Source organism: Elizabethkingia sp. YR214 (assembly GCF_003058195.1).
Taxonomy (GTDB): Bacteria; Bacteroidota; Bacteroidia; order Flavobacteriales; family Weeksellaceae; genus Elizabethkingia.
Genome location: NZ_QBUH01000005.1, coordinates 218,414 through 239,935, shown reverse-complemented (window position 1 = coordinate 239,935; position 21,522 = coordinate 218,414). Strand labels below are relative to the sequence as shown.

At 36.1% G+C, this 21,522-nt stretch carries 22 protein-coding genes; 1 reads left to right on the top strand and 21 read right to left on the bottom strand.

Annotation, left to right across the window (positions count from 1 at the left end; genetic code table 11):
- Positions 1-41: 41 nt before the first annotated feature.
- The 17 genes from C8J95_RS11850 to C8J95_RS11770 form a co-directional block, all read right to left on the bottom strand.
- The gene (locus tag C8J95_RS11850) at positions 42-698 is read right to left on the bottom strand and encodes an N-acetylmuramoyl-L-alanine amidase (protein ID WP_107808519.1); all 657 of its coding nucleotides are present in this window, start codon (positions 696-698) and stop codon (positions 42-44) included.
- A 30-nt stretch (positions 699-728) separates the two neighbouring features.
- Positions 729-1,445, bottom strand: a complete 717-nt coding sequence (gene hisA, locus C8J95_RS11845) for a 1-(5-phosphoribosyl)-5-[(5-phosphoribosylamino)methylideneamino]imidazole-4-carboxamide isomerase (RefSeq protein ID WP_107808518.1) — start codon at positions 1,443-1,445, stop codon at positions 729-731.
- 10 nt (positions 1,446-1,455) lie between these two features.
- Positions 1,456-4,653 carry a S41 family peptidase gene (locus C8J95_RS11840; RefSeq protein WP_107808517.1) on the bottom strand — a complete coding sequence of 1,066 codons (3,198 nt, stop codon included), beginning with the start codon at positions 4,651-4,653 and terminating at the stop codon, positions 1,456-1,458.
- Between the two features lie 15 nt (positions 4,654-4,668).
- Entirely contained in the window at positions 4,669-5,247 is a 579-nt protein-coding gene (gene hisH, locus C8J95_RS11835; protein WP_107808516.1) for an imidazole glycerol phosphate synthase subunit HisH, read from the bottom strand.
- Positions 5,248-5,337: 90 nt separating this feature from the next.
- On the bottom strand, positions 5,338-5,691 hold the full coding sequence (locus C8J95_RS11830; RefSeq protein WP_107808515.1) for a four helix bundle protein: 354 nt from the start codon (positions 5,689-5,691) through the stop codon (positions 5,338-5,340).
- An 86-nt stretch (positions 5,692-5,777) separates the two neighbouring features.
- Positions 5,778-6,911 carry a bifunctional histidinol-phosphatase/imidazoleglycerol-phosphate dehydratase HisB gene (hisB, locus tag C8J95_RS11825; RefSeq protein WP_107808514.1) on the bottom strand — a complete coding sequence of 378 codons (1,134 nt, stop codon included), beginning with the start codon at positions 6,909-6,911 and terminating at the stop codon, positions 5,778-5,780.
- Positions 6,912-6,958: 47 nt separating this feature from the next.
- Positions 6,959-7,333: a four helix bundle protein gene (locus C8J95_RS11820; RefSeq protein ID WP_107808513.1), complete on the bottom strand. Its 375-nt coding sequence runs from the start codon at positions 7,331-7,333 to the stop codon at positions 6,959-6,961.
- 132 nt (positions 7,334-7,465) lie between these two features.
- On the bottom strand, positions 7,466-8,500 hold the full coding sequence (hisC, locus tag C8J95_RS11815) for a histidinol-phosphate transaminase (protein ID WP_107808512.1): 1,035 nt from the start codon (positions 8,498-8,500) through the stop codon (positions 7,466-7,468).
- Positions 8,487-9,806 carry a histidinol dehydrogenase gene (gene hisD, locus C8J95_RS11810; RefSeq protein ID WP_107808511.1) on the bottom strand — a complete coding sequence of 440 codons (1,320 nt, stop codon included), beginning with the start codon at positions 9,804-9,806 and terminating at the stop codon, positions 8,487-8,489. Before hisD ends, hisC begins: the two co-directional genes overlap by 14 nt.
- Before the next feature lie 104 nt (positions 9,807-9,910).
- The gene (gene hisG, locus C8J95_RS11805; RefSeq protein WP_146165456.1) at positions 9,911-10,765 is read right to left on the bottom strand and encodes an ATP phosphoribosyltransferase; all 855 of its coding nucleotides are present in this window, start codon (positions 10,763-10,765) and stop codon (positions 9,911-9,913) included.
- A gap of 230 nt (positions 10,766-10,995) precedes the next feature.
- On the bottom strand, positions 10,996-12,405 hold the full coding sequence (locus C8J95_RS11800; RefSeq protein ID WP_107808509.1) for a DHA2 family efflux MFS transporter permease subunit: 1,410 nt from the start codon (positions 12,403-12,405) through the stop codon (positions 10,996-10,998).
- A 77-nt stretch (positions 12,406-12,482) separates the two neighbouring features.
- Positions 12,483-13,721, bottom strand: coding sequence for a beta-ketoacyl-ACP synthase II (gene fabF, locus C8J95_RS11795; RefSeq protein ID WP_107808696.1), 1,239 nt, complete (start codon positions 13,719-13,721; stop codon positions 12,483-12,485).
- 118 nt (positions 13,722-13,839) lie between these two features.
- The gene (locus C8J95_RS11790) at positions 13,840-14,724 is read right to left on the bottom strand and encodes a pirin family protein (RefSeq protein WP_107808508.1); all 885 of its coding nucleotides are present in this window, start codon (positions 14,722-14,724) and stop codon (positions 13,840-13,842) included.
- A 19-nt stretch (positions 14,725-14,743) separates the two neighbouring features.
- Positions 14,744-15,046, bottom strand: coding sequence for a GNAT family N-acetyltransferase (locus C8J95_RS11785; protein WP_059324029.1), 303 nt, complete (start codon positions 15,044-15,046; stop codon positions 14,744-14,746).
- A 21-nt stretch (positions 15,047-15,067) separates the two neighbouring features.
- Positions 15,068-16,042 (bottom strand): zinc-binding alcohol dehydrogenase family protein, encoded by a 975-nt coding sequence (locus tag C8J95_RS11780; RefSeq protein ID WP_107808507.1) that lies wholly within the window; start codon positions 16,040-16,042, stop codon positions 15,068-15,070.
- Between the two features lie 72 nt (positions 16,043-16,114).
- Positions 16,115-16,990, bottom strand: a complete 876-nt coding sequence (locus C8J95_RS11775) for a pirin family protein (protein WP_107808506.1) — start codon at positions 16,988-16,990, stop codon at positions 16,115-16,117.
- Positions 16,991-17,041: 51 nt separating this feature from the next.
- On the bottom strand, positions 17,042-17,392 hold the full coding sequence (locus C8J95_RS11770) for a hypothetical protein (RefSeq protein ID WP_107808505.1): 351 nt from the start codon (positions 17,390-17,392) through the stop codon (positions 17,042-17,044).
- 138 nt (positions 17,393-17,530) lie between these two features.
- On the opposite strand from C8J95_RS11770, the gene C8J95_RS11765 reads away from it, so the two are divergent.
- A complete protein-coding gene (locus C8J95_RS11765; RefSeq protein ID WP_107808504.1) occupies positions 17,531-18,052 on the top strand; it encodes a hypothetical protein in 522 nt (173 codons plus the stop codon).
- 18 nt (positions 18,053-18,070) lie between these two features.
- Here the strand turns inward: C8J95_RS11765 and C8J95_RS11760 are convergent, their stop codons facing one another.
- From C8J95_RS11760 to C8J95_RS11745, 4 genes are read right to left on the bottom strand one after another with little or no spacing between them, the layout of a single operon-like run.
- Positions 18,071-19,153: a serine hydrolase gene (locus C8J95_RS11760; protein WP_107808503.1), complete on the bottom strand. Its 1,083-nt coding sequence runs from the start codon at positions 19,151-19,153 to the stop codon at positions 18,071-18,073.
- Between the two features lie 34 nt (positions 19,154-19,187).
- Entirely contained in the window at positions 19,188-19,991 is an 804-nt protein-coding gene (locus tag C8J95_RS11755; protein ID WP_107808502.1) for a class I SAM-dependent methyltransferase, read from the bottom strand.
- 3 nt (positions 19,992-19,994) lie between these two features.
- A complete protein-coding gene (locus C8J95_RS11750; RefSeq protein ID WP_107808501.1) occupies positions 19,995-20,540 on the bottom strand; it encodes a CopD family protein in 546 nt (181 codons plus the stop codon).
- Between the two features lie 40 nt (positions 20,541-20,580).
- Positions 20,581-21,408, bottom strand: a complete 828-nt coding sequence (locus C8J95_RS11745) for an S-adenosyl-l-methionine hydroxide adenosyltransferase family protein (protein WP_078404666.1) — start codon at positions 21,406-21,408, stop codon at positions 20,581-20,583.
- Positions 21,409-21,522 lie beyond the last annotated feature (114 nt).

Below are 21,522 nucleotides of genomic sequence, written 5' to 3'. Positions count from 1 at the left end.
ATTCTAAGCTTTTATTATTGCTGAGACTTCACAAACAGTTATTAAGGTGCACTTTTCAGATGAAGGTCCTGAACTTTGGCTCTTACTTTTTCCATAAAACCAGCTCCGGGATCATACTTTACCGTAAAGTAATTTGGATTTTTTTCTTTCCATAAAGAAGAATTTTTAAAGACACCGTATTCAGAGTGACCTATAAGATACTGTATTCCGTATTTTTTGGTAAGATAACGTATCAGTTTTGCATTGGCTTCTACCTGAGCCTCTGTTAAAGGCTGTTTGCTGCCACCAATATTTTCAATGCCTATTGCACAGTAATTGAGCCCTATCGTATGTCTTGCAAACTGAGTAGGAGGCATAAGCTGATAGATACTACCATCACGATCGATAATGAATTGTGAAGAAACATTCAGTGCACTTTCACGGGACAGATTTCTGCGTCCGTTGAGGTAGGTATTGCTAAAATACCGGATATTATGCTCTAATGTTCCGACTTCTGTATAATGAAGAACAATCATTGATGGTGTGATCGTTGGTGTTTTTTGAACAATACCATAGTGAGCCCGCATATAATCGAGGCTAAGAGCAACCCGTTCCTGATTAAATTCTATTGGTCTCTGAATAATGTTGATGGTTTCAGTCTGCGCTTTTGCCCCTGCAGAAAATAAAAGCAGTATAAATAACAGTTTTATATATTTCATCCGTTTACTTTAAAATTTGCAAAACTTCATTTATGAAATCAACTCACGAAGTTCTTTTAGTTTTATTCTTCCTTCATAGATTGCCTTACCCAGAATAGCACCTTCACATCCTAATTCTTTAAGAAGATAGAGGTCTTCAATCCCGGAAACACCTCCGGAAGCAATAAGTTTTACTTCTGTATCGTCTAAAATCTCTTTATACAACTCATTAGATGTTCCTTCCAGCATTCCGTCTTTTGCAATATCTGTACATATAACGTAAGAAATTCCTTTTTGCTTATAATCCCGGATAAAATCTATAACATCCAGCTCTGAAGATTCCAGCCAGCCGTGGGTCGCAATCTTACGGTTTTTGCAGTCCGCTCCCAGGATAATCTTTTCTGATCCATAAATATCAATCCATTGTGTAAACAGATCAGGTTCCTGTACCGCAATACTTCCTCCGGTAATTTGCTTAGCACCACATTCAAAAGCAATATCTATATCTTTTTGGGATTTAATACCTCCACCGAAGTCAATCTGTAATGATGTTTTTGATGCCAGTTGTTCCAGAGTTTTGTAGTTTACAATCTGTTTGGATTTAGCACCATCCAGATCTACAAGGTGTAAATATTGGATACCATGATCTTCAAACTCCTTTGCAACCTCCAGAGGGTTTTCATTATAAGTTTTCTTAGTGTCATAATCTCCCTGTGACAGGCGTACACATTTTCCTTCAATAATATCTATAGCCGGGATTATTCGCATTTTGTTTTTTTTATTTTTTCAGGTCTTTTAATATTTCCTGAATGGCCCGGTCCAGTTGTGGATCATTCCCTTGTAGTCGGTCCATAAAGGTGTTTTTAATATAAATATCAGGTTTCACACCTGTTTTTTCAAGATTCTGCCCATCCAGAGTGTAAGTTCCCCAAGAAGGTAGTCTGTAAGAAGATCCGTCTACAAGACCTTTTCCTGAAGTAAAGATGATCCAGCGGTAAGTATCCTGACCTATAATTTTTCCAAGTTTCAGGGCTTTAAATCCGGCTGCTGTCATCTCTGCATCACTCAGAGAGCTTTCGTTAATTAATAGTACAATCGGCTTTCCGGAAGGAGCAAAGTTGGGCTGTGTCGTCATTTTTCCTTCACGATATTTCCATTGCAGATAAGGTTTTTGTGATAAGAAGTTGAGTACTTTATCATGAACATTTCCGCCTGTGTTATATCGCAAATCAAGAATAACAGCATCTTTTCTGTTTTCCTGTTCCACCATGTCCAGAAGGAAACGGTCCAACTCATCTGTAGACATATTTTTCATGTACGAATAAGCAATGCGATTGTTACTAAGCTGGTTGACACGTTGGCGGTTGGTAAAAATCCAATCATCATAGAGTAAACCTTTTAGCTCCATATTTGAAATAGGGTGCACTTTGGTTGTGATGCTTTTTCCACTACGGCTGAAAGTAAGAACTAGTTCATCCAGTTTTTTAGGAGTAGCAAAATAAGATTCACGGTTTTCACGAGTATCAATATTTTTACCATTTACGGCTGCTAACTGATCTCCCGGTTTAATATCGACACCAGACAGGAATGCAGGCGATTTTCGTACAATACTTTCTACTGTATAAGGCTGATCTTTCTTAAAGATAATTCCTGTTTCGTTTGTAAAGTAATTCAGATGTCTGGCTTCTTCTTTTCCGACTGAAGAGAATCCTGTATGTGAAGAGTTCAGTTCACCCAAAAGATCATTCAATAAAATCCTCAGGTCATTTCTGTTGTTTACATATGGGACATACTTCGCATATTGTTCCTTTTTGGCTTTCCAGTTAATGCCGTGGAATTTCTCATCATAGAAGTTTTCCTCAACACCTGTCCAGGTTTCATCATACATCTGGGTGAATTCTGAAGCCAGGTCTTTATTGAAAGTATACTGAATGTTTACCTTTTCAGGCTTTAAGGCGGTTAAAGACATTTTATAAACATTGCCTTCTATTAGTGCAAAAAGGGTTTTATTATTTTTTGTAATATAATAAGCTGCTTTGTCAAATACCTTCTCGGATTTCGCAGGTTCAAAATCTGTGAAAACCTTTTTAAAGAGTTGTCTTTTTCCATTATCCTGATTGGAATTATACAACAGAATTTCTTTTTTATCATCAGCAAAAACTGTTGGGTCTTCCTGATAACCATATCTGTCCGTTACCAGTTCAATTCTTTCCAGGGCATATTCCGGATTAACCTTTAATTCTTTAATTACAGGTTCTTTCTCTTCTTTTTTATCTGTAACTTCTTCCTTTTTAGTTTCTTTAGCCTTTTTGTCTTTACTGTTTTTTGTATCCTTTGCAGTGCCTGCAGGTTTCGTTTCTTTTACTTCTTCTGTAAAAAGTTTATCAAACTTCTCAGATTTATAAGGTTCGTCAAACCAATCCAGAGCCATACGGTAAATATTGGATTTCTGCATGCCCAGAGGGTAGGATGGGTTGGTTCTGTCACTTGCAAAGTAGATATACTTGCCATTTGGAGACCAATAAGGATCTTCCTCGGAAACTCCGGTATTGGTAAGGTTTATGGTTTGTCCTTTCTTAATGTTGTAAACAAAAATATCCAGTTCAAAATTTCTTTTTGCAGAGAATAGTACATATTCATTATTTGGTGAAAAAGAAGGTCTTGAGTTTTGGAATGCCCAAATCTCATCTTTTACAATAGTATTGGAATTGAAGGTTTTTAAATCCAGTAACCTGACTTCGTCACGACCACTTAGATAAACCGCTTTTGAAAGATCATTATTAAGTGTGATACTACGGTTATTGCGGGCATCGTGAGTTAGTTGTTTTAGTTGTCCTTTTCCGTCTGCAGAAATTGTAAACCAGTTTTGGTAACCTTTATCGGTCTGACTGAAAAGTAATGTGCGGTTATCTTTTAGCCATTTTACTTCCATTACCCGCTCTTTGCCATCAGAAACTTGTTGTGTGAATTTTCCTTCAACATCAGACACAAACAGTACGCCTCGGCTTACAAAAGCCATTTTTTTACCGTCGGGTGAAACATCGTAATAGGAAATAGTATTGTCTACACCAAAGTTCTGCTCTTTTTCCAGTGTCTTATTTGTATTCAGACTGGCATTTAGTAATTTTGTGCTTTTTGAAGCTACATCATATATGTAAAGTTGGTAGTCTTTTTCGAAGATTACTTTAGATCCGTTTGCTGCAACAAAAGGTTTTTTGATAGAGGTATCAAACTGAGTTAATGCGAGCTTTTTGCCATTTTCAATTTTATAAAGGTTGTATTCATTATTATTCTCATCAGAGATAAAATAAATAACACTATTTTTATCTACACTCGGATTGAAATCTTTTCCTTCGTAGTTGGTATATTGTTTAAAAGAGTTAGTCTTTGGACTATAGCCCAGTATATCAGGATTATTTTCTCCCTTGTAACGCTTACGGTAAGTCTGGTTGGCACTTTCCATAGAACTTGTGAAAAGATATTCTCCTGCAGGAGTTTCTGCCAGACCATTAGTATTATTGAAATAGTTATTGAAAAGCTTTTGTGGAGTTTTTCCTTCTATAGTTGTTTTAAAACTACCAAAATTATTATTTCTGCTTGAAGTAAAATAAATGGTTTTACTGTCCCATCCCCAGTTTTCCATTTCGTCTTTACCGGTATGGAAAGTTAACTGTTTTATTGTTCCGCCTTCGGCTGGCATTACATATACATCATAATTTCCGTACTGATTGGAGCTGAATGCAAGCCATTTTCCGTCGGGTGAAATACGTGGATTTATCTCTTCTCCTTCTAAAGCGGTAATTCGGGAGGCATTTCCACCATTGGAGTCTACTTTCCAGATATCTCCGTCATAGGAAAAATAAGCAGTTTTTCCATCCGGACTTAGTGAAGGACCTGATAAAAAATAAGACTTTTCTTGTGCCGAAATCTGAATAATAGCAAAGGCAGCCAACAATGAAACATAAAGTTTTTTCATATACAGTTAATTTTTTTATAAACTTAGAAAATTCTTTAGGATTTCTTCACCTGTTGATGCGGATTTTTCAGGGTGAAACTGCGTTGCATAGAAATTTCCTTTCTGAAATGATGCAGAAAAGGGCAGGATATAATTTGTAATAGCAGCTGTATCTTTGGAAAGCTCACAATAATAGCTGTGTACATAGTAAACATCTTTATTTTTTTCAATATTATTGAAAATAGCACTATTTAGATTGGTAAGAGTATTCCAGCCCATGTGCGGAACAATATCCTCGGCCGGAAATTTTCTAACTCCGGCATCGAATATACCCAGACAATCTACATTTCCTTCTTCAGAGTTTTTGCATAGTAACTGCTGGCCAAGGCATATTCCCAAAACTGGCTGTTTTAGATTTTTAATAATTTGATCAAGCCCTCTTTCCTGTAAATATTTCATAGCTGAACTAGCTTCCCCAACTCCGGGAAATATTACTTTATCAGAATTTTGCAGGATCTGTGGATCATCGGTAATAATAGCATCATAACCCAGTCGGATTACTGCATTGTAAACAGATTTTACGTTTCCTGCATTATATTTAACAATAGCAATCATGTTTTTAATTTAAATTATGAAATTAAAAGTTAGAAGTACGAATTACGAAGTAAGAAGTACGAGGTTAGAATTATGAATGTGAAAAATCATTTATTGATTATTTCTGGCTTTATTGATTATTGTTACAATTATTTTTAAAATTTCTTCTCCTTCCTGATGAAGAATAGATATTTTATCCGAGTAGTTTGAATTAAAACTACTTAGTACTTCAAGAAAGTACAAACATTCATCAGCTTCTTCCTCTACAATCTTTAATTTATTGATAAAATCAGCATTTGATTTTGCCCTCTGTGCAGCTCGGTAATTGGCGCCTACTGATAAACTTGCTCGGGTTAACTGATTGGTAAAAGCTATATAAGGATATTTTTGTGGAAGAGTTTCCAGAAAAAACAACATATTGATAGCGTATTGTTGTGTACGTTTCTTTAGATCAAACTCTTTCATAATTTATCAGTTTTTTATTTCGTACTTCTAGCTTAATTTAAATCGTTTATTTTACATTTCGTACTTCTAACTTCGTACTTCTAATTTTATAACATTCCTTTTGTTGAAGGAAGAATCATTTTCTCCGGATCACGTTTTACAGCAGATTTTATAGCTTTGGCGAAAGCCTTGAAAATAGCTTCTATTTTATGGTGTTCATTTTGTCCTTCAGCTTTGATGTTGAGATTAGCTTTTGCCCCGTCGGTAAAAGATTTAAAGAAATGATAAAACATCTCTGTAGGCATCTCTCCGATTTTTTCTCTTTTAAAGTCTGCATCCCATACCAGCCAGTTTCTTCCACCGAAATCTATGGCGGCCTGTGCCAGGCAATCGTCCATAGGTAGAGTAAAACCATAACGCTCAATTCCTAATTTTGTACCCAGAGCTTTGGCGAAAACTTCCCCTAATGCAATAGCCGTATCTTCTATGGTGTGGTGTTCGTCTACTTCCAGATCACCAGATATCTGTATATCTAAGTCCATTTGTCCGTGGCGGGCAATTTGATCCAGCATATGGTCAAAGAATCCAAGTCCGGTTTGTATATTAGATTTTCCGGTACCATCCAGATTCAGATTGATTTTTATTTTAGTTTCATTGGTATTTCGCTCAACTGAGGCTGTACGTGATTCCAGTTTTAGGAATTCATAGATTGTTTTCCATGAAGTTGTTTTCAGAGCAATATATTGCTCAAGACTCTCTTCTTTTGATATTTCTTCAGCACCCAGATTCTCATCATTAGCAATAAAAATTCCCTTTGAATCTAAGTTTTTAGCCAATTTTATATCAGTAATCCTGTCACCAATAACAAATGAGTTTTGTAAATCGTATTCCGGGCTGTTAATATAGCGCGTAAGTAATCCGGTATTGGGTTTTCGGGTAGGAGCATTTTCAGCAGAGAAGGTTTTATCAATAAGAATCTCTGAAAAATAAATGTCTTCATTTTCAAGAGCTTTGATAATAAACTGATGTACCGGCCAGAAGTTTTCTTCAGGGTGAACATCGGTGCCTAACCCATCCTGGTTGGTAACCATTACCAGCTCATAATCGAGCTCACGGGCAATTTTTGAAAGATACTGAAATACTTCAGGGTAGAATTCTAATTTTGTAAAACTGTCTACCTGATAGTCTTCTGGTTCTAAAACTAAAGTTCCGTCGCGGTCTATAAATAGGACTTTTTTCATTTTTCTAAGGCTATAAGTTATAAGGTTATTAGTTATAAGTTTTTTAGTTATAAGGGGTTGGGTTTATTGTTTTGCTTTAAAAATTTTTCATATCCACTGATGAGTTTTCCGATTTCCTCAGCACAATTAAATAATTTTAAAAATATTTCATTACTAATATATTGAAGGTCTTTCGAGAGAATTAAAAAGTATTTTACTTCTTCCAATGAACCTTCCGAATGGGAAAGAAAACTTATTTTATGTTTCTGGGTTTTCTTTTTTCTGCCTTCTGCTATATTTGCTGGAATAGAGTAGGATGCTCTTCTTATTTGATTGGTAATTCCATATATTTCTTCTTTAGGGAAATTTTTAGTGGCTTCATAGATTTTTAATACCAATTCATGTGATTTTTGCCATACAATAAGATTTTGAAATGTGTTCATAATTTTGTGTGTTTTTGGTTATAATATTTTAATTCTAAAGGTTTTAATTTATGATCAGTTTTTAAATTTAACTATTCTCTATTTTAATTATCCTTATAACTAAAAGCCTTATACCTTAACACTTTATTACGCTTAGCTATTTTTATAGGCCTTTAAGGCTGTTATCAGCTGGTTGTTTTCTTCTGTTGTTCCTATGGTAATTCTTATACAATTGGCAATTACATTGTTTCTGTTTCGGGTAATGATTTTTTGCTGAACTAAATTATTATAAATTTCATCAGCGTCATTCACTTCTGCCAAAATAAAATTGGCATCAGACGGATAGATTTTTTTGATCACTGCAAGTTTCAGAAGTGCTTTTTTCAGGCGTTCTTTTTCTCCAAGAATGGTTTTTATTTCCGATTGGTATTTTTCATCATCTACCAAAGCTATCAAAGCAGCTTCCTGATTGAGTTGGCTTACATTATAGGGTGGTTTTGTTTTATTTAACAAGGAAATAATTTCCGGAGAGCTATAAGCAATACCAACACGTACAGCAGCTAGTCCGCGAGCTTTACTAAAAGTCTGACTAATGACAAGATTAGTATATTGTTCAAGTTTTTCGGTCCAGCTTTTTTGAGAACTAAAATCTATATAAGCCTCGTCTACAAATACAATTCCGTTGAAATTTTCCAGAATAAAATCTACATTCTCTATACTATTTCCTGTAGGATTATTGGGAGAGCATATAAAAATAAGTTTTAGATTTTCATCTTTCAGAAATGGGATAACTGCTTCTTTGTCAATTTGAAAGTCGCTGTTTAGAGGTAATTGTAAAAGTTCAGTATCGTTAATATTTGCCGATACTTCATACATTCCATAAGTAGGAGTGAATACCAGAGCTTTGTCATTACCTGGTGTACAGAAAATTCTGAACACCAGATCTATGACTTCATCACTACCATTACCCAGAAAAATTTGAGACACAGGAATGTTTTTCAAAACACTTAGTTTTTCCTTTACTTCTTTCTGATAGGGGTCGGGGTAACGGTTGAGAGTACCGAAAGGGTTTTCATTGGCATCCAGAAAAATACCCGTATCACCGTTATACTCGTCTCTTGCGGAGGAGTAAGGCTTTAGTTTCAGGATATTGGAGCGAACCAGGCTTTCTAAATTAAAATTTTTCATCTTTTATAATTGTGTTGTTTTGGGAATTAAGTGATTTCAGGCGAACAGAAACTGCATTTTTGTGTGCAAACAGTTCTTCTGCTTCAGCCATCTTTTCAATACTTGGTCCTATATTCTGAATCCCTTTTTCGGTAACTTTCTGGAATGTGATCTTTTTGACAAAACTATCTAGTGATACACCGCTGTAATTTCGGGCATATCCGTTAGTTGGTAAGGTATGATTGGTACCTGATGCATAATCGCCGGCGCTCTCGCATGAGAAATTCCCTAGAAATACAGATCCTGCAGAGGTAATCCTATCGGTATAATTTTCAGCATTTTCTATAGCGAGAATCAAGTGTTCCGGTGCATAGAGGTTGGAGAATGCTATACATTCTTCAATACTACTTAAAACAATACCGCGGCTTTGTAAAAGCGCCTGAGATGCTATCGATTTTCGTGGTAACTGAGTTAGCTGGTTTTCTATCTGAGATAAAGTAAGCTGCAGAGTATTTTCATCCGTTGTCAGGAGTATGACTTGTGAGTCACTACCGTGTTCAGCTTGTGAGAGTAAATCTGCAGCTACAAATTCCGGATTGGATGTAGCATCTGCTATTACCAGAACTTCACTAGGGCCAGCAGGCATATCTATTGCCACACCAAAGTTCTGAGCAACCTGTTTTGCTGCAGTTACATATTGATTTCCGGGACCAAATATTTTATCCGCTTTTTCAATAGTTTCGGTTCCGAAAGTCATAGCTCCTATAGCCTGAATACCACCAACTTTATAGATGTTTTTAATTCCGATAAGATTGGCTGTATAAAGTATAGCCGGATTTATATTTCCATTTTTATCAGGCGGAGTGCATAATGTAATGCTTTTACAACCTGCTAACTGAGCTGGTATTCCCAGCATAAGAACTGTTGAAAATAATGGCGCACTTCCTCCGGGAATATAAATGCCTATGTTTTCAATTGCTCTTGCCTCCCGCCAGCAGTTTACACCTTCAGTTGTTTCAATGATATTTTTACTCTCTTTTTGTGAAGCGTGAAACTTCTCAATATTAGACGCTGCGATCTGAATGGCCTGTTTGAGTTCTTTAGAAACCAAACTTATTGCAGTTTCTATTTCATCAGCTGTTACTCTAATATTAGCTAGGTCTGCTTTATCAAATTTTTTAGTGTAATCAATTAATGCCTTGTCTTTTTCATTTTTGATATCTTCAAAAACAGTCAGTACAATATTCTGTAAGTCTTCAGCCTTTTGTACAGGACGCTGAATAAGATTTTTCCATTCTGAAAGAGACGGATTTATATAAGTTTGCATAAGTGTATAAGTTATAAGGTGTGTAGTTCTAAGATCTGGTTTTATAAAAGAAATGTGTTAGTAGTTGAATTAGTGAATACTGTATTTTCGTACTTCGTACTTTGTTAAAGAATCATTTTTTCAATTTCCAGAACAAGAATACCTTCTGCACCAAGATCCTTCAGCTGCTCTATAATTTCCCAGAACGTATCTTCTTTAATTACAGAGTGCACCGAAGACCAGCCCGCAGTAGCCAATGGAAGGACTGTAGGTGCTTTCATTCCGGGTAAAACATCTATAATTTCCTGTAATTTTTCATTAGGCGCATTCAGAAGGATGTATTTGTTTTCAGCTGAATTCTGAACGGCTTTTATTCTGAATAATAAGCGGTAGAGAATCTTTTGCTGAGCTTCCGAAAGATTTTTATTTGCGACAAGTACGGCCTCACTTTTCATAACGGTTTCCACCTGCTTTAATCCGTTGGTAAGAAGAGTAGAACCTGTACTTACAATATCGAAAATTGCATTTGCCAATCCTATGCTGGGAGCTATTTCCACGCTGCCACCAATTTCTTCAATTTGTACATTTATGTTCTGTTCCTGAAAGTATTTGGTTAGAATTTTAGGATATGAGGTAGCAATTTTTTTTCCTTCAAAATAACTGATCTCGTTATACTCTTCATCTTTAGGGATGGCCAGGCAAAGGTTGCAGGCAGCAAAACCCAGTCGGGAAATAATAGCTATATTTTTATCTTTTTCCAGTACCTCGTTTTCACCAAGTATACCTATGTCTACAACGCCCTGTTCTACATATTGAGGGATATCGTCGTCACGAAGAAATAAGATTTCGATTGGGAAATTTTTTGCTGTGGCCTTTAGGATTCTGCTTCCGTTGGAAATATTAATGCCACATTCTTCAAGTAGTTTAAGTGAAGTTTCGCTAAGTCGTCCTTTTTTCTGGATTGCAATTTTCAGATTCATGTCTAATTTTTGATGTTTGGATCTGAGCAGCAATGCAGAAAAATAAAAACCCGTCATGACTACTCAGACGGGTTTTATATATTTTAGGTGTACACACAACTAATCAACTCGCCTTGCAAGAATGATGATGGTGATGATGTACAGCGTTTAATTGCATTTTTTTGTTTTTCTATTATGCAAATCTATAACTTATTTTTGAACTGCAAAATATTTTAGATAATTTTTTTTAATTAATGCTTTACACCAGTCAAACTATCGCCATCGGAGCTTTTTAGGCGAAAGAATATAAGGCTGGCTAATGCTGTCAAAATACCCATAGTAAGGAAAGTATAGCGGAATACGGTTATGGAATTTGAATGATCTACCCATGGAAGATCACCATATTTATTCAAAAGATAAGCACCCACAGATATCCCCAAACTCATGGACAATTGTTGCATTACCATCAGAAGACTGTTGCCATTACTAGCATTTTTATTATCCAGATCTGATAGCGAAAGTGTATTCATAGTGGCCAGCTGGATCGAGTTAACAGCACCATAAATAACCAAAAGCGGAATCAACATTGGTAAAGGCGTATTCTGGTCTGGTATAGCAAATAGTGAAATAATAATAGCAATGAGAATTGTGTTGATAATCAATGTTTTTTTATATCCGAGCTTTTTTACAATCGGAACAACCCACGGTTTTACCATAATAGTTGTAATAGCTGATGGAATAAGCATCATCCCCGATATAATTGCTGTATGTTTGAAGCCAACCTGAAATAAGAGAGGTAAAAGCAACGGCATTCCGCCAATTCCCAGTCGGGTAAGAAGGTTTCCAAAAACGCCGATTCTCAATGTTCTTATTTTAATCAGATTAAGATCTATAAGAGGATTATCTACTCTTTTAAAATGGCGGTAATACATATTCATTAAAAGTATACCTGCAAGAAATACCAAAATGAGCCACCAGCCATTAATTACTTTTTCAGAGCCAAGCTCTATAGCAATGGTTAAGAGTAGGAGAGAGCCACTAAACAGGAGCATTCCGGTAAGATCGAATTTTTTGCCTTTGTTTACATAATCCGGCATATACTTACGGGCGAAAAGTATTCCGGCAATTCCTATGGGAATATTGATCAGGAAATTCCAGTGCCAACTGGCAACATCTACAAGCCATCCACCTAGCGTAGGGCCTATAATCGGACCCACCAATCCGGGTATGGTAATGAAATTAATAACACCCAGAAGTTTATCTTTAGAGTAGGTATACAAAATCGCCAGACGTGAAACCGGAACCATCATCGATCCTCCAATAGCCTGAATAATTCGGGAGAGTATGAGGAGCCCTAAATTAGTAGAAAGAGCACAGAATAATGAGCCTACGGTAAATATCCCGACAGCCCATATAAATATTTTTTTTGATCCAAATCTATCCGACAACCAACCACTAAGTGGTATCAATAATGCCAGAATCAAAACATAAGAGATGATAATGGACTGCATGGTTAGCGGAGAACGGTTCATGTCTTGTGCAATGGAGGGTAATGCTGTATTAAGAATGGTTCCGTCCAGTGACTGCATGAAAATTGCCAGAGCAGCGATCCATGGCAGAAATTTATAAGTATTGTTTAAATCTTTATTCTGAGCATTCATCGTATTTTAGATTACTCTTGTATTGTTTTGTTAAACGTCTCTTTCTCTCAAATTTAATAATAAAAAAAGAGCTTTAATTAAAGCTCTTTAAATACTACTGTACTGTTATGTCCCCCGAAACCAAATGCATTACTCATCGCTGTTTTCACTTCTTTGTGTAATGATTTGTTAAATACAATCTGTATTTCTTCCGGAATCTCAGGATCCGGTTCTGTCATATTGATTGTAGGTGGAACAATATTATCATTAATTGCTTTAATAGAAATAATGGCTTCAATAGCTCCTGCGGCACCAAGAAGGTGTCCGGTCATGGATTTTGTAGAGCTTACATGAAGATTTTTTGATTCTCCAAATACTGTTTTTACAGCATTAACTTCTGCAATGTCACCAATTGGAGTAGATGTTGCGTGAAGATTCAGGTAGTCAAGCTCCTCAGGTTTTACTCCCGCTTCTTCCAATGCCAGCTGCATAGATTTAGAAGCACCCAAACCTTGTGGGTGAGGCGATGTGATATGATAAGCATCTGCAGTCATCGCAGCACCTACTACCTCAGCATATATTTTGGCACCTCTTGCTTTTGCATGCTCATATTCTTCTAATATCAAAGCAGCACCACCTTCTCCCATTACAAAACCATCACGGTCTTTATCAAAAGGCCTGCTGGCAGTTTGTGGATCATCATTTCGGGCTGTCATTGCTTTTAGTGCTGCAAAACCTCCGAAAGAAGCTGGGGTAATTCCTGCTTCAGATCCTCCGGTTATAAAAGCTTTTGCTTTACCAATACGGATGTAGTTAAAGGCATCCATAATAGCGCTGTTTCCTGTAGCACAAGCGGATACAGGAGTATAGTTGATTCCCTGTAAACCAAATTTCATAGAAATAAGGCCTGACGCCATATTGACTAATAATTTTGGAATAAAGAAAGGATTGAAACGTGGGTTTTTGTCCCCATTTATGTAATTCTCAACTTCATTTTCAAAGGTCTGCATTCCGCCTTGCCCTGTTCCCCAGATTACACCAAAATCGAATGGATCCATTTTAGACAGATCGAAATTGGCGTCTTCCATAGCCTGAGCAGCACTATATAATGCATATTGTGTAAAGAGATCACTACGTTTGATCTCATTTTTATCTAAATATTTTAGCGGGTCAAAATCTTTTACTTCGCATGCTACCTGAGTTCTGAAACGGGTAGAATCAAAATGTGTTACTTTATTTCCTGCACTTTTTCCGGCGGTAATATTACTCCAGAATTCTTCAACGTTATTTCCTAAAGGATTTATAGTTCCTAATCCTGTAACAACAACTCTTTTCATTGTAAACTTTATATAATAAATCTGGGCTTTTAAAAAAACGAAATGCAAATATACGGCAAGAAGCATAAATTATGCTATAGATAATATATATTGCGCTAAAAAAGCTTTATAAAAAGTGTTATTTCAAAGATGTTGCGGGTAGAGGTACAAACTCTGTTTCTCCTGGTACTTTAGGGAATTTTTGATCTTTCCAGTCATGTTTTGCCTGTTCAATTACTTGTTTATCAGAGTTTACGAAGTTCCAGTGAATGTATCTTTCTTCCGGAAAAGGTTCTCCACCAAAGATATAAACAGTGGTATTTGCATCCATTTTAAATTCACATAATTTTGCATCTTTTGCTATTAAAATGAATTTTGGCTCGTAAGTATTGCCCTCACTTTTGATATTACCTTCCAGAATGTACAATGCACTCTCACCATAAAGATCATTTCCTATGCTGATCTTAGCAGGTTTGTCTCCGGTTTTAATCTCTATGAAGTATAATTTGCTGTGTACAGGAACGGGCGATGTTTTACCAAAAGCTTCACCTGCGATTAGTTTGTAATGTACACCATCTGTTTCCCATGCTGGTATATCAGCTGCTTCTGTATGATGGAAACTTGGTTCACTGCCTTCAAGATGTTTAGGAAGTGCAACCCAGATTTGCAATCCATGTAATCTTTTATCAGTATGGCGAAGATATTCAGGAGTTCTTTCTGAGTGTGTAACACCTTTTCCGGCAGTCATCCAGTTAACAGCACCAGGCTGAATTTCTACTGCGGATCCTATACTGTCACGATGGAAAATTGAACCTTCAAATAAATAAGTTAATGTAGAAAGGCCAATGTGTGGATGTGGTGGTACATCCAGATTTTGATAATCTTTTAAGTTTACAGGTCCCATATGGTCAATAAAGACGAATGGTCCCACAGATCTTTTTTCAATAAAAGGAAGTAATCTTCCTACCATAAAATTACCAATATCTGCAGCCCTTTCCGGGATGATGATTCCTATATTTGACATATTTGCTTGTTTTAATTTTTTATAAAGAAGTTACATTATCGGCTACGATTCTTTTCCATTCCGGATGTCTCTTGATATAAGCAACTACCAAAGGACAAAGTGGATTAAGTTTTTTGCCGCTTTCTTCTATTGCTGCCAATGTTTTTTCGATTACAGCTGTAGAGGCGCCCATTCCCTGTAATGCAGGCTCCACTTCGGTATGAAGAAGCGTAATAGTACTGCTGCTTTCTCTGTATGTAATAAAGGCTTTACTGCCATCTATTTCGATTTCGTATTGTTGAGGTGCTTTAATCAACGGAATGTTTTCAAATTCTGGTTTCATAATATTTTGTTTTTTAAAAGGTTAATCTGCTATTTTAATGACCAGACGCTTACCTGGTTCTGTTTCTTTAATCCATGCATTTTCAATATTGGAAAGAGGCTCGATATCTGTCTCAATTTTTAGTTGGCCTTTGGCAGCCAATAAAAACATCTGTGGAAGTATATTCTGATTGAAATTTTCTAAATCTTTTTGAGAAAGACTTCCAAAGCCTGAGCCCATAATTTCTATATCGGAACTTCTTAAAAATCCTGAACCTAAATTGATGGTAGGACCTGCCATTTCTCCTACAGTGACGATTCTTACTTTGCCGGATTCATGAGAAACACTGCCTCCTTTTACCGACTTTAGTATCAATTCTACAGGTTTTCCCCAAAGATAATCGATGACAATATCTATGTGGTTTTCCGCATGAATAGCTTTAAGCTGATTGATGATATCATCATCATTTTGTTTTAGAGAGACACTAATGTCCGCACCCAGTTGCAGTACCTTTTGTAGTTGCTCTTCATTCCTTCCGGTTACAATAATTTTGTTGGCTTTATAGTGTCTGGCGAGTTGTACAGCGATCATTCCTGTAACACCAGTTGCTCCATTGATAAGGATATTCTGACCTTCTTTTATTTCAGCGCGGATCAGGAGTGCCATAGCAGATCCTATCACAGCATTGGGTAATGCGGCAGCTGTTTCATAATCGATACCGAGAGGAAGCTCTGTTATCTGACGTGGAGAAATAACGGCTTTTTCAGCAATCATTCCGGTTAAACCCTGGGCATAAACCCGCCTTCCGTCTTCCAGAATACCCACACCATCTATACCAATTGTTGTGGGAAGATTTTCATAACTGGCATAATGAGTACCGCTGGCTCTTGCTTTGTCTAAATTTTTGACGGCAGCAGCTTTAACGCTGATTAATAGTTGACCTTCACCAGAAATAGGATCTTCATAATCACCATATACTGGAGGTAAACCTAATTGATTGAGAATAGCGGCTTTCATTTATCTGTTCTTTTGATGTTATATAAAACAGCAGGCTTATCAAGCTTAGACTTGATAAGCCTGCTATAGATATTAGTCTTGTAAAGTTCCGAATTTTCCTCTGTTAAAATCATCAAAAGCTTGAATAATTTCTTCGCGGATATTCATTACAAACGGACCATGAGCAAAAATTGGCTCATTGATAGGTTCTCCGCTCATAATTAGAACAACTGCATTTTCTGTAGCTTCAATAGTGAAATCTTCACCATTGTTTTCAAAAAGTACAAAGTTATCGGTTGGCGCATCCACTCCGTTTACCTTTACACTTCCTTCAATAACCAATGCTGCTGTGTTGTAATTCGCTGGGAAGCTAAAGCTTGCTTTTCCGCCTGTATTCAATTTAGCATTCATTAAGTTGACCGGAGTAAATGTAAAAGCCGGGCCCTTGTGCTCATTATAATTTCCGGCGATAATCTCAATACTTCCGGCCTGATCAGGAAGATCAACTTTTGTCATATCAGCATTAGTGATTGCCTGATATTTTGGAGCTGATGTTTTATCTTTTGCAGGAAGATTCACCCACAATTGTACCATCTGAAATTCACCACCAGTACGGTTGAAATTTTCTTCATGGTATTCTTTGTGTAATATACCGGAGGCAGCTGTCATCCACTGTACATCTCCTTCACCGATAACTCCGCCACCGCCGCTGCTGTCATGGTGAGCAACACGGCCTTTATAAGCTATGGTAACGGTTTCAAATCCTTTGTGTGGATGCACGCCAACACCTTTTAAATGTTCACTAGGCGGGAATACAAATTTAGAGTTGTAATCCAGCATAATAAACGGGCTCATACGCTGCATGCTAAGTCCTGATACGCCAGGGATAAAGTTATGTACACGGAATCCGTCTCCTACGAAGTGTGTTCCTTGTGGTGCTATTACTGCTTCTATTTTTTTAGTGTTCATGATGTCTGATTTATAAGTTGTGATTGTGAATTAATTTTGTCAACTGCTGATTTAGTTACTGCAATACAAAGGATGGCTGGCAAACATATTATCTGTAAAAGAATAGTTTTGCTGTTTTTGTATTTTTAACTCTTCTGCAATCAGATTGCTTTTCTCAGTAATATCTGCAGCAGATGAAAAAGGAAATACAAGTACATCACTTTGCTGAAAGCTAGCTATTTTCTGTAGTTTAGAAACTGAATCTTTGTCAAAATTGTTTTCCAAAGCAATGAGGTTGAAATCAATGCTCTGAATTTTTTCAATAGCAGTTTCTATATTGTCTACTAATGTGATTTTCCAGTTGTTGAACTGGCTTAAATCGATTTGTTGGTTTGTTACCAAAAGCATTTCTAAAGTTTTCATAATAACTCTCATTTTGTAGTACAAAGATATAATGACAGAAAAGCGAATGAATTGATGTAGGATAAGATGTGCAGGTTTTCTAATAGAAGGGAACGATAGCTATTTTCTATTAAATAAAAACTACAGTATATTTACCTTATGAAGAAGTGTATAAGACTAAGCTTATTTCTGCTGATTATGATAGCTGCTGTTTCTGTAAAAGGACAACAGAAATATTGTGATTCTCTGCGAGGGGAAATACCGCGTTTTTGCAAACTAATAGAAGATGAAGCGATTGAAGAATTTCCAAAAGATTATACCAGAATAGGGAAGTGTATAGAAATAGATGTTGTAATACCTGTGCTGCTTAATTTTAATATGATGAAGCTAAAAGCACTTGAACTTCAGAAAAAAGAGGATCGCTTATTTACTTATGGTGACTGGATGGTAATTATTGAAAAATATAAAAAACTTCCAGAATATTATGATGTAAAAGAAGTAATGGAACTGCTTGATCATAAAATAAATACTACTGACTGGAACAAAATTGAAAAGGTGATCCGAAAATATGTATTACAGGTTTATTTGAAGAAAATAAATTTGGATGAGGTAAAGAAAAAATTGTTTTCTCCTGAGAATAAAGAAAAACGTTTTGTAGACATCCTTGGGGGATTAAAGTAATACTGTTTCTTATTTGTTTTAAGGATATTGCTTCTTAAGGAGTTTTAAAAATTTAAATAAACCATCCTGAGCTTGTCCACTGCCATTATTGATTAAAATAATATAAGCTTTTGATTCTGATCTGTTTATAAGTGTATAAGCAAAGAAAGTTCCGTCTGATCCGGCATGTTCTGAATATTTTACATTATTCAGGAAGCTATTTCCCCAACCAATACTATAATGGTCGGATGAATTGAATAAATACTGATAAGTTTTTGCTTTCAAAAAGTTATCCTTTCCTGCCAATCCTTGTAAATTGAGTTGGATGTATTTTGAATAATTGATGATATTCATGCTGATATCTCCGGCAGGTTCCGCCATGCTCAGATCATATTTGGTTTCTGGGGGAATACTAACCAGCTTAGTATCTATCCAATGTCCCCACGGCTGATTGATATTGGTTCTGTTAGGCCATCCCAGATTATATTGTAATTTTAATTTGTCCTTTAAAACATCCTGAACCAATTGCTCCCATGTTTTTCCGCTGGCTTTTTCCAGCATTACGGCGGCAATGCTATAGCCAGCATTAGAATAATTGAAGGGTTTCCCATTTTCTACCGGAGGGAGTGTTAGAACATATTTAGCAAATGCTTGCCTTTTCTCAGCTTTGTTTCCTTTAAATTCAGGAAGTTTCTGGTATTCGGCTCCTGATGTATAAGCCTGTATTTTGGCTTTATGTTCCAGAAGCTGACTAAGTGTAATGTTTTGATATTTAGGATTACTCTTATCTTTTAATTCAGGAAACAAGTCGAAAAATTTTGTGTCCCAATTAATCTTATTTTGTTCGGTTAAATAACCGGCTATGAAGCCTGTGATAGCCTTTGTATTGGATCCTAAATGAAAAAAATCATTGATTTTGGCATTGGGTTTTTCATCGATTTGCTCAATTCGGTGATGACCAACTACTTTCTGTATCAATATTTTATCAGGTGTTACAACTGCATATGCCATTTCAGGAATGTGATTGGCTTTGATAATACTATCAGCGGCTTTTTCTAAACGCTGCTGAGCACTAAGATTTAGAATTAGTAACAGAAATGAAAAAGATAATTGTTTTTTCATTAGATAAATATTTGTGATTTTTATTGGTTTATGCTTACTCTGATTTTATTGCTAAGAGAGAATACACCATAGGGATATTGTTGCCCAAGTGCTTTATTCTGAATTTTTTAGGTTCAAATTCTTCTGTATGGCTAAAGCAATTATAAGGAGAATAATTGAACTCATTGAATGCCTGAATTTGCATTTTATTCCCTATAAGGCTTGTGAAAACTTCAGATAAACCATGATTCCATGAAATACTATTGAGCTGTATTTCTGCTTCTTTCTCGGCGTAAGTACCTGTATTAGTTTCCACAATAGCACCACTTTTAAAGTAATTGTAACCAATTCCTTTAAAATCATCATCAAACATCCATACTACCGGATGAAATTCTGCAAAAACAAATTGTCCGCCGGGCTTCAAAAAGTGATTAATAATACTGGCCCATTGATCTAAGTCGGGCAGCCAGCCTATAGTACCATAACTGGTAAATACAATATCAAATTGTTCCTGTAAAGCATTTGGGAGATTGTAGACATCACTACATATAAATTCGGTGTCAGTACCTGCCTGCAGGGCTAATTTTCTTGCTTTTTCAATAGCCTTATCAGAAAGGTCAATTCCTGTAACCTCAGCGCCCATCCGTGAAAGAGAAATGCTGTCCTGTCCGAAATGGCATTGAAGGTGTAACACTTTTTTTCCGGTGATATCTCCAAGCAGATCCAGTTCTATACTATTGAGAGAGGTAGTTCCTTTAAGAAAACCTTCTACATCATAAAATTCAGAATCGAAATGAGTGTCTACTCTTTGGTTCCAGGATTCTTTATTGACTTCTAAATATTTATCTTCGGGGTTCATTTATTACTTTCTTTTGCGGTTAACCAACTTAACCACTAAAGTAATAAAAATAACAAGTCCTACAAATCCTAAAGCCAGCTGCCACCAGTATTCTAGTAATGCGTATTTTAGAATAATAGTAAATACTACAAAAAAGAGAATGAATGTAGCAATTTCGTTAGCCTGTCTTAGCGCAATATTTTTGGAAGGTAATGTTGCATTATTGAGCTTCTTCAACTGAATAACTTTCTTCCAGCACCAATAATGATAAATAGCCAGACCTACTAATGCTGTAAGCTTTAAATGAAACCATGGCATCTTAAATAATGCCGGATTCATACAGATCATCGTAATGCCAAAAATTAGCATGAGTGCTCCTCCGGGTACGGTAATAATATTCCATAACCTGCTGGCCATAAAGGCATATTGCTCACGAAGAATATCTCTTTTAGGATTGTCGAATGCGTCGGTATCTTTATAGTAAACAAATAATCGTACAGTATAGAAAAGCCCTGCGAAATAACTTACCATGAAGATAATGTGTAATGCTTTGATAATGAGGTAGGCCATTTTAGAATAATAAATTATTGGTTATAAATGATACAAACACTTAGCTGAACTCTATAAAGATACGCTCACCAACACTAAGTCCAAGCAGACTGGAGGCTCCGTTTATGCTGCTGCCTTTATAAATAGCAACTTCCAGAAGATCACTTTCATTGAATATAGCAGAAACACTTCCATGGTACTGAGGCTCGTTTTCCCAGTCTTCTACAACATCAGTGTAATGGTTGTTTACTTTTGACATAACAAAGTTCCTGAACTTTAATTCAAAACTGTCGTAAGATTTCAAAGTATTGTTGAAGAAATTTCTGCTGACGTTGGAAATAGCATTTCCAAAATTGTCGATATACATGATTTCCCCTACAATAATGCCTTCAGTCTCATTTAGAATAGCTCTTGGGAAGGAGTTTTCCTTTATTTCACCTGTCTTTTTACCCACAACTTCAGGTATTCCGCCTTTTGCCAAATGTGCTGCAACAGGAACGAAAATATCTGTTGAGGTAAAGCTCACCTGATCATCAAAACGGCTCCCAAGTGTTATTTCATAGATGTCGTCCGGATTAATGTCGAAAAACATTAAACTCAGAAGTCCATTGTCTGCACAAATAAAATAATGATCATCTACTTTAGCAATAATATTCTTCCGGTCTTTATGATAAAAAGAATCCACGCTAATGATGTGTATTGTCCCTTTTGGATAATATTTGTAAGAACTTCTGATGATATAAGCTGTCTGCTGAAGGTTATATGCCTGTATCTGGTGAGTAATGTCGACTATGTTTATAGTCGCCAGTTCATTGTATATACTACCCTTAATAGCAGCAACCCGGTAATCGAGTGTTCCGTAATCAGAAGTTAGTGTAATAATCGGCATATACTGCAAAGATAGAAAATACAGAGCAGTCCTGATAAATTAACAATTCTTTTATCTGTATTTTTTTCGGAATCGTTATATTTGTTTAGTTACACACGTAAAAACAAGTATTGG

Excerpts from the sequence above, each read along its gene's own strand:
- hisB (WP_107808514.1), bottom strand. The coding sequence starts at position 6,911 with ATGAAAAAAGTCCTATTTATAGACCGCGACGGAACTTTAGTTTTAGAA.
- C8J95_RS11770 (WP_107808505.1), bottom strand. The coding sequence starts at position 17,392 with ATGAAAACTTTAGAAATGCTTTTGGTAACAAACCAACAAATCGATTTA.
- hisG (WP_146165456.1), bottom strand. The coding sequence starts at position 10,765 with ATGAATCTGAAAATTGCAATCCAGAAAAAAGGACGACTTAGCGAAACT.
- C8J95_RS11745 (WP_078404666.1), bottom strand. The coding sequence starts at position 21,408 with ATGCCGATTATTACACTAACTTCTGATTACGGAACACTCGATTACCGG.
- C8J95_RS11790 (WP_107808508.1), bottom strand. The coding sequence starts at position 14,724 with ATGTCAAATATAGGAATCATCATCCCGGAAAGGGCTGCAGATATTGGT.
- C8J95_RS11755 (WP_107808502.1), bottom strand. The coding sequence starts at position 19,991 with ATGAACCCCGAAGATAAATATTTAGAAGTCAATAAAGAATCCTGGAAC.
- hisH (WP_107808516.1), bottom strand. The coding sequence starts at position 5,247 with ATGATTGCTATTGTTAAATATAATGCAGGAAACGTAAAATCTGTTTAC.
- hisA (WP_107808518.1), bottom strand. The coding sequence starts at position 1,445 with ATGCGAATAATCCCGGCTATAGATATTATTGAAGGAAAATGTGTACGC.
- C8J95_RS11785 (WP_059324029.1), bottom strand. The coding sequence starts at position 15,046 with ATGAAACCAGAATTTGAAAACATTCCGTTGATTAAAGCACCTCAACAA.
- C8J95_RS11760 (WP_107808503.1), bottom strand. The coding sequence starts at position 19,153 with ATGAAAAAACAATTATCTTTTTCATTTCTGTTACTAATTCTAAATCTT.
- C8J95_RS11850 (WP_107808519.1), bottom strand. The coding sequence starts at position 698 with ATGAAATATATAAAACTGTTATTTATACTGCTTTTATTTTCTGCAGGG.
- C8J95_RS11765 (WP_107808504.1), top strand. The coding sequence starts at position 17,531 with ATGAAGAAGTGTATAAGACTAAGCTTATTTCTGCTGATTATGATAGCT.
- C8J95_RS11750 (WP_107808501.1), bottom strand. The coding sequence starts at position 20,540 with ATGGCCTACCTCATTATCAAAGCATTACACATTATCTTCATGGTAAGT.
- C8J95_RS11820 (WP_107808513.1), bottom strand. The coding sequence starts at position 7,333 with ATGAACACATTTCAAAATCTTATTGTATGGCAAAAATCACATGAATTG.
- C8J95_RS11780 (WP_107808507.1), bottom strand. The coding sequence starts at position 16,042 with ATGAAAGCCGCTATTCTCAATCAATTAGGTTTACCTCCAGTATATGGT.
- C8J95_RS11800 (WP_107808509.1), bottom strand. The coding sequence starts at position 12,405 with ATGAATGCTCAGAATAAAGATTTAAACAATACTTATAAATTTCTGCCA.
- hisD (WP_107808511.1), bottom strand. The coding sequence starts at position 9,806 with ATGCAAACTTATATAAATCCGTCTCTTTCAGAATGGAAAAATCTTATT.
- C8J95_RS11840 (WP_107808517.1), bottom strand. The coding sequence starts at position 4,653 with ATGAAAAAACTTTATGTTTCATTGTTGGCTGCCTTTGCTATTATTCAG.
- C8J95_RS11830 (WP_107808515.1), bottom strand. The coding sequence starts at position 5,691 with ATGAAAGAGTTTGATCTAAAGAAACGTACACAACAATACGCTATCAAT.
- hisC (WP_107808512.1), bottom strand. The coding sequence starts at position 8,500 with ATGAAAAATTTTAATTTAGAAAGCCTGGTTCGCTCCAATATCCTGAAA.
- fabF (WP_107808696.1), bottom strand. The coding sequence starts at position 13,721 with ATGAAAAGAGTTGTTGTTACAGGATTAGGAACTATAAATCCTTTAGGA.
- C8J95_RS11775 (WP_107808506.1), bottom strand. The coding sequence starts at position 16,990 with ATGAACACTAAAAAAATAGAAGCAGTAATAGCACCACAAGGAACACAC.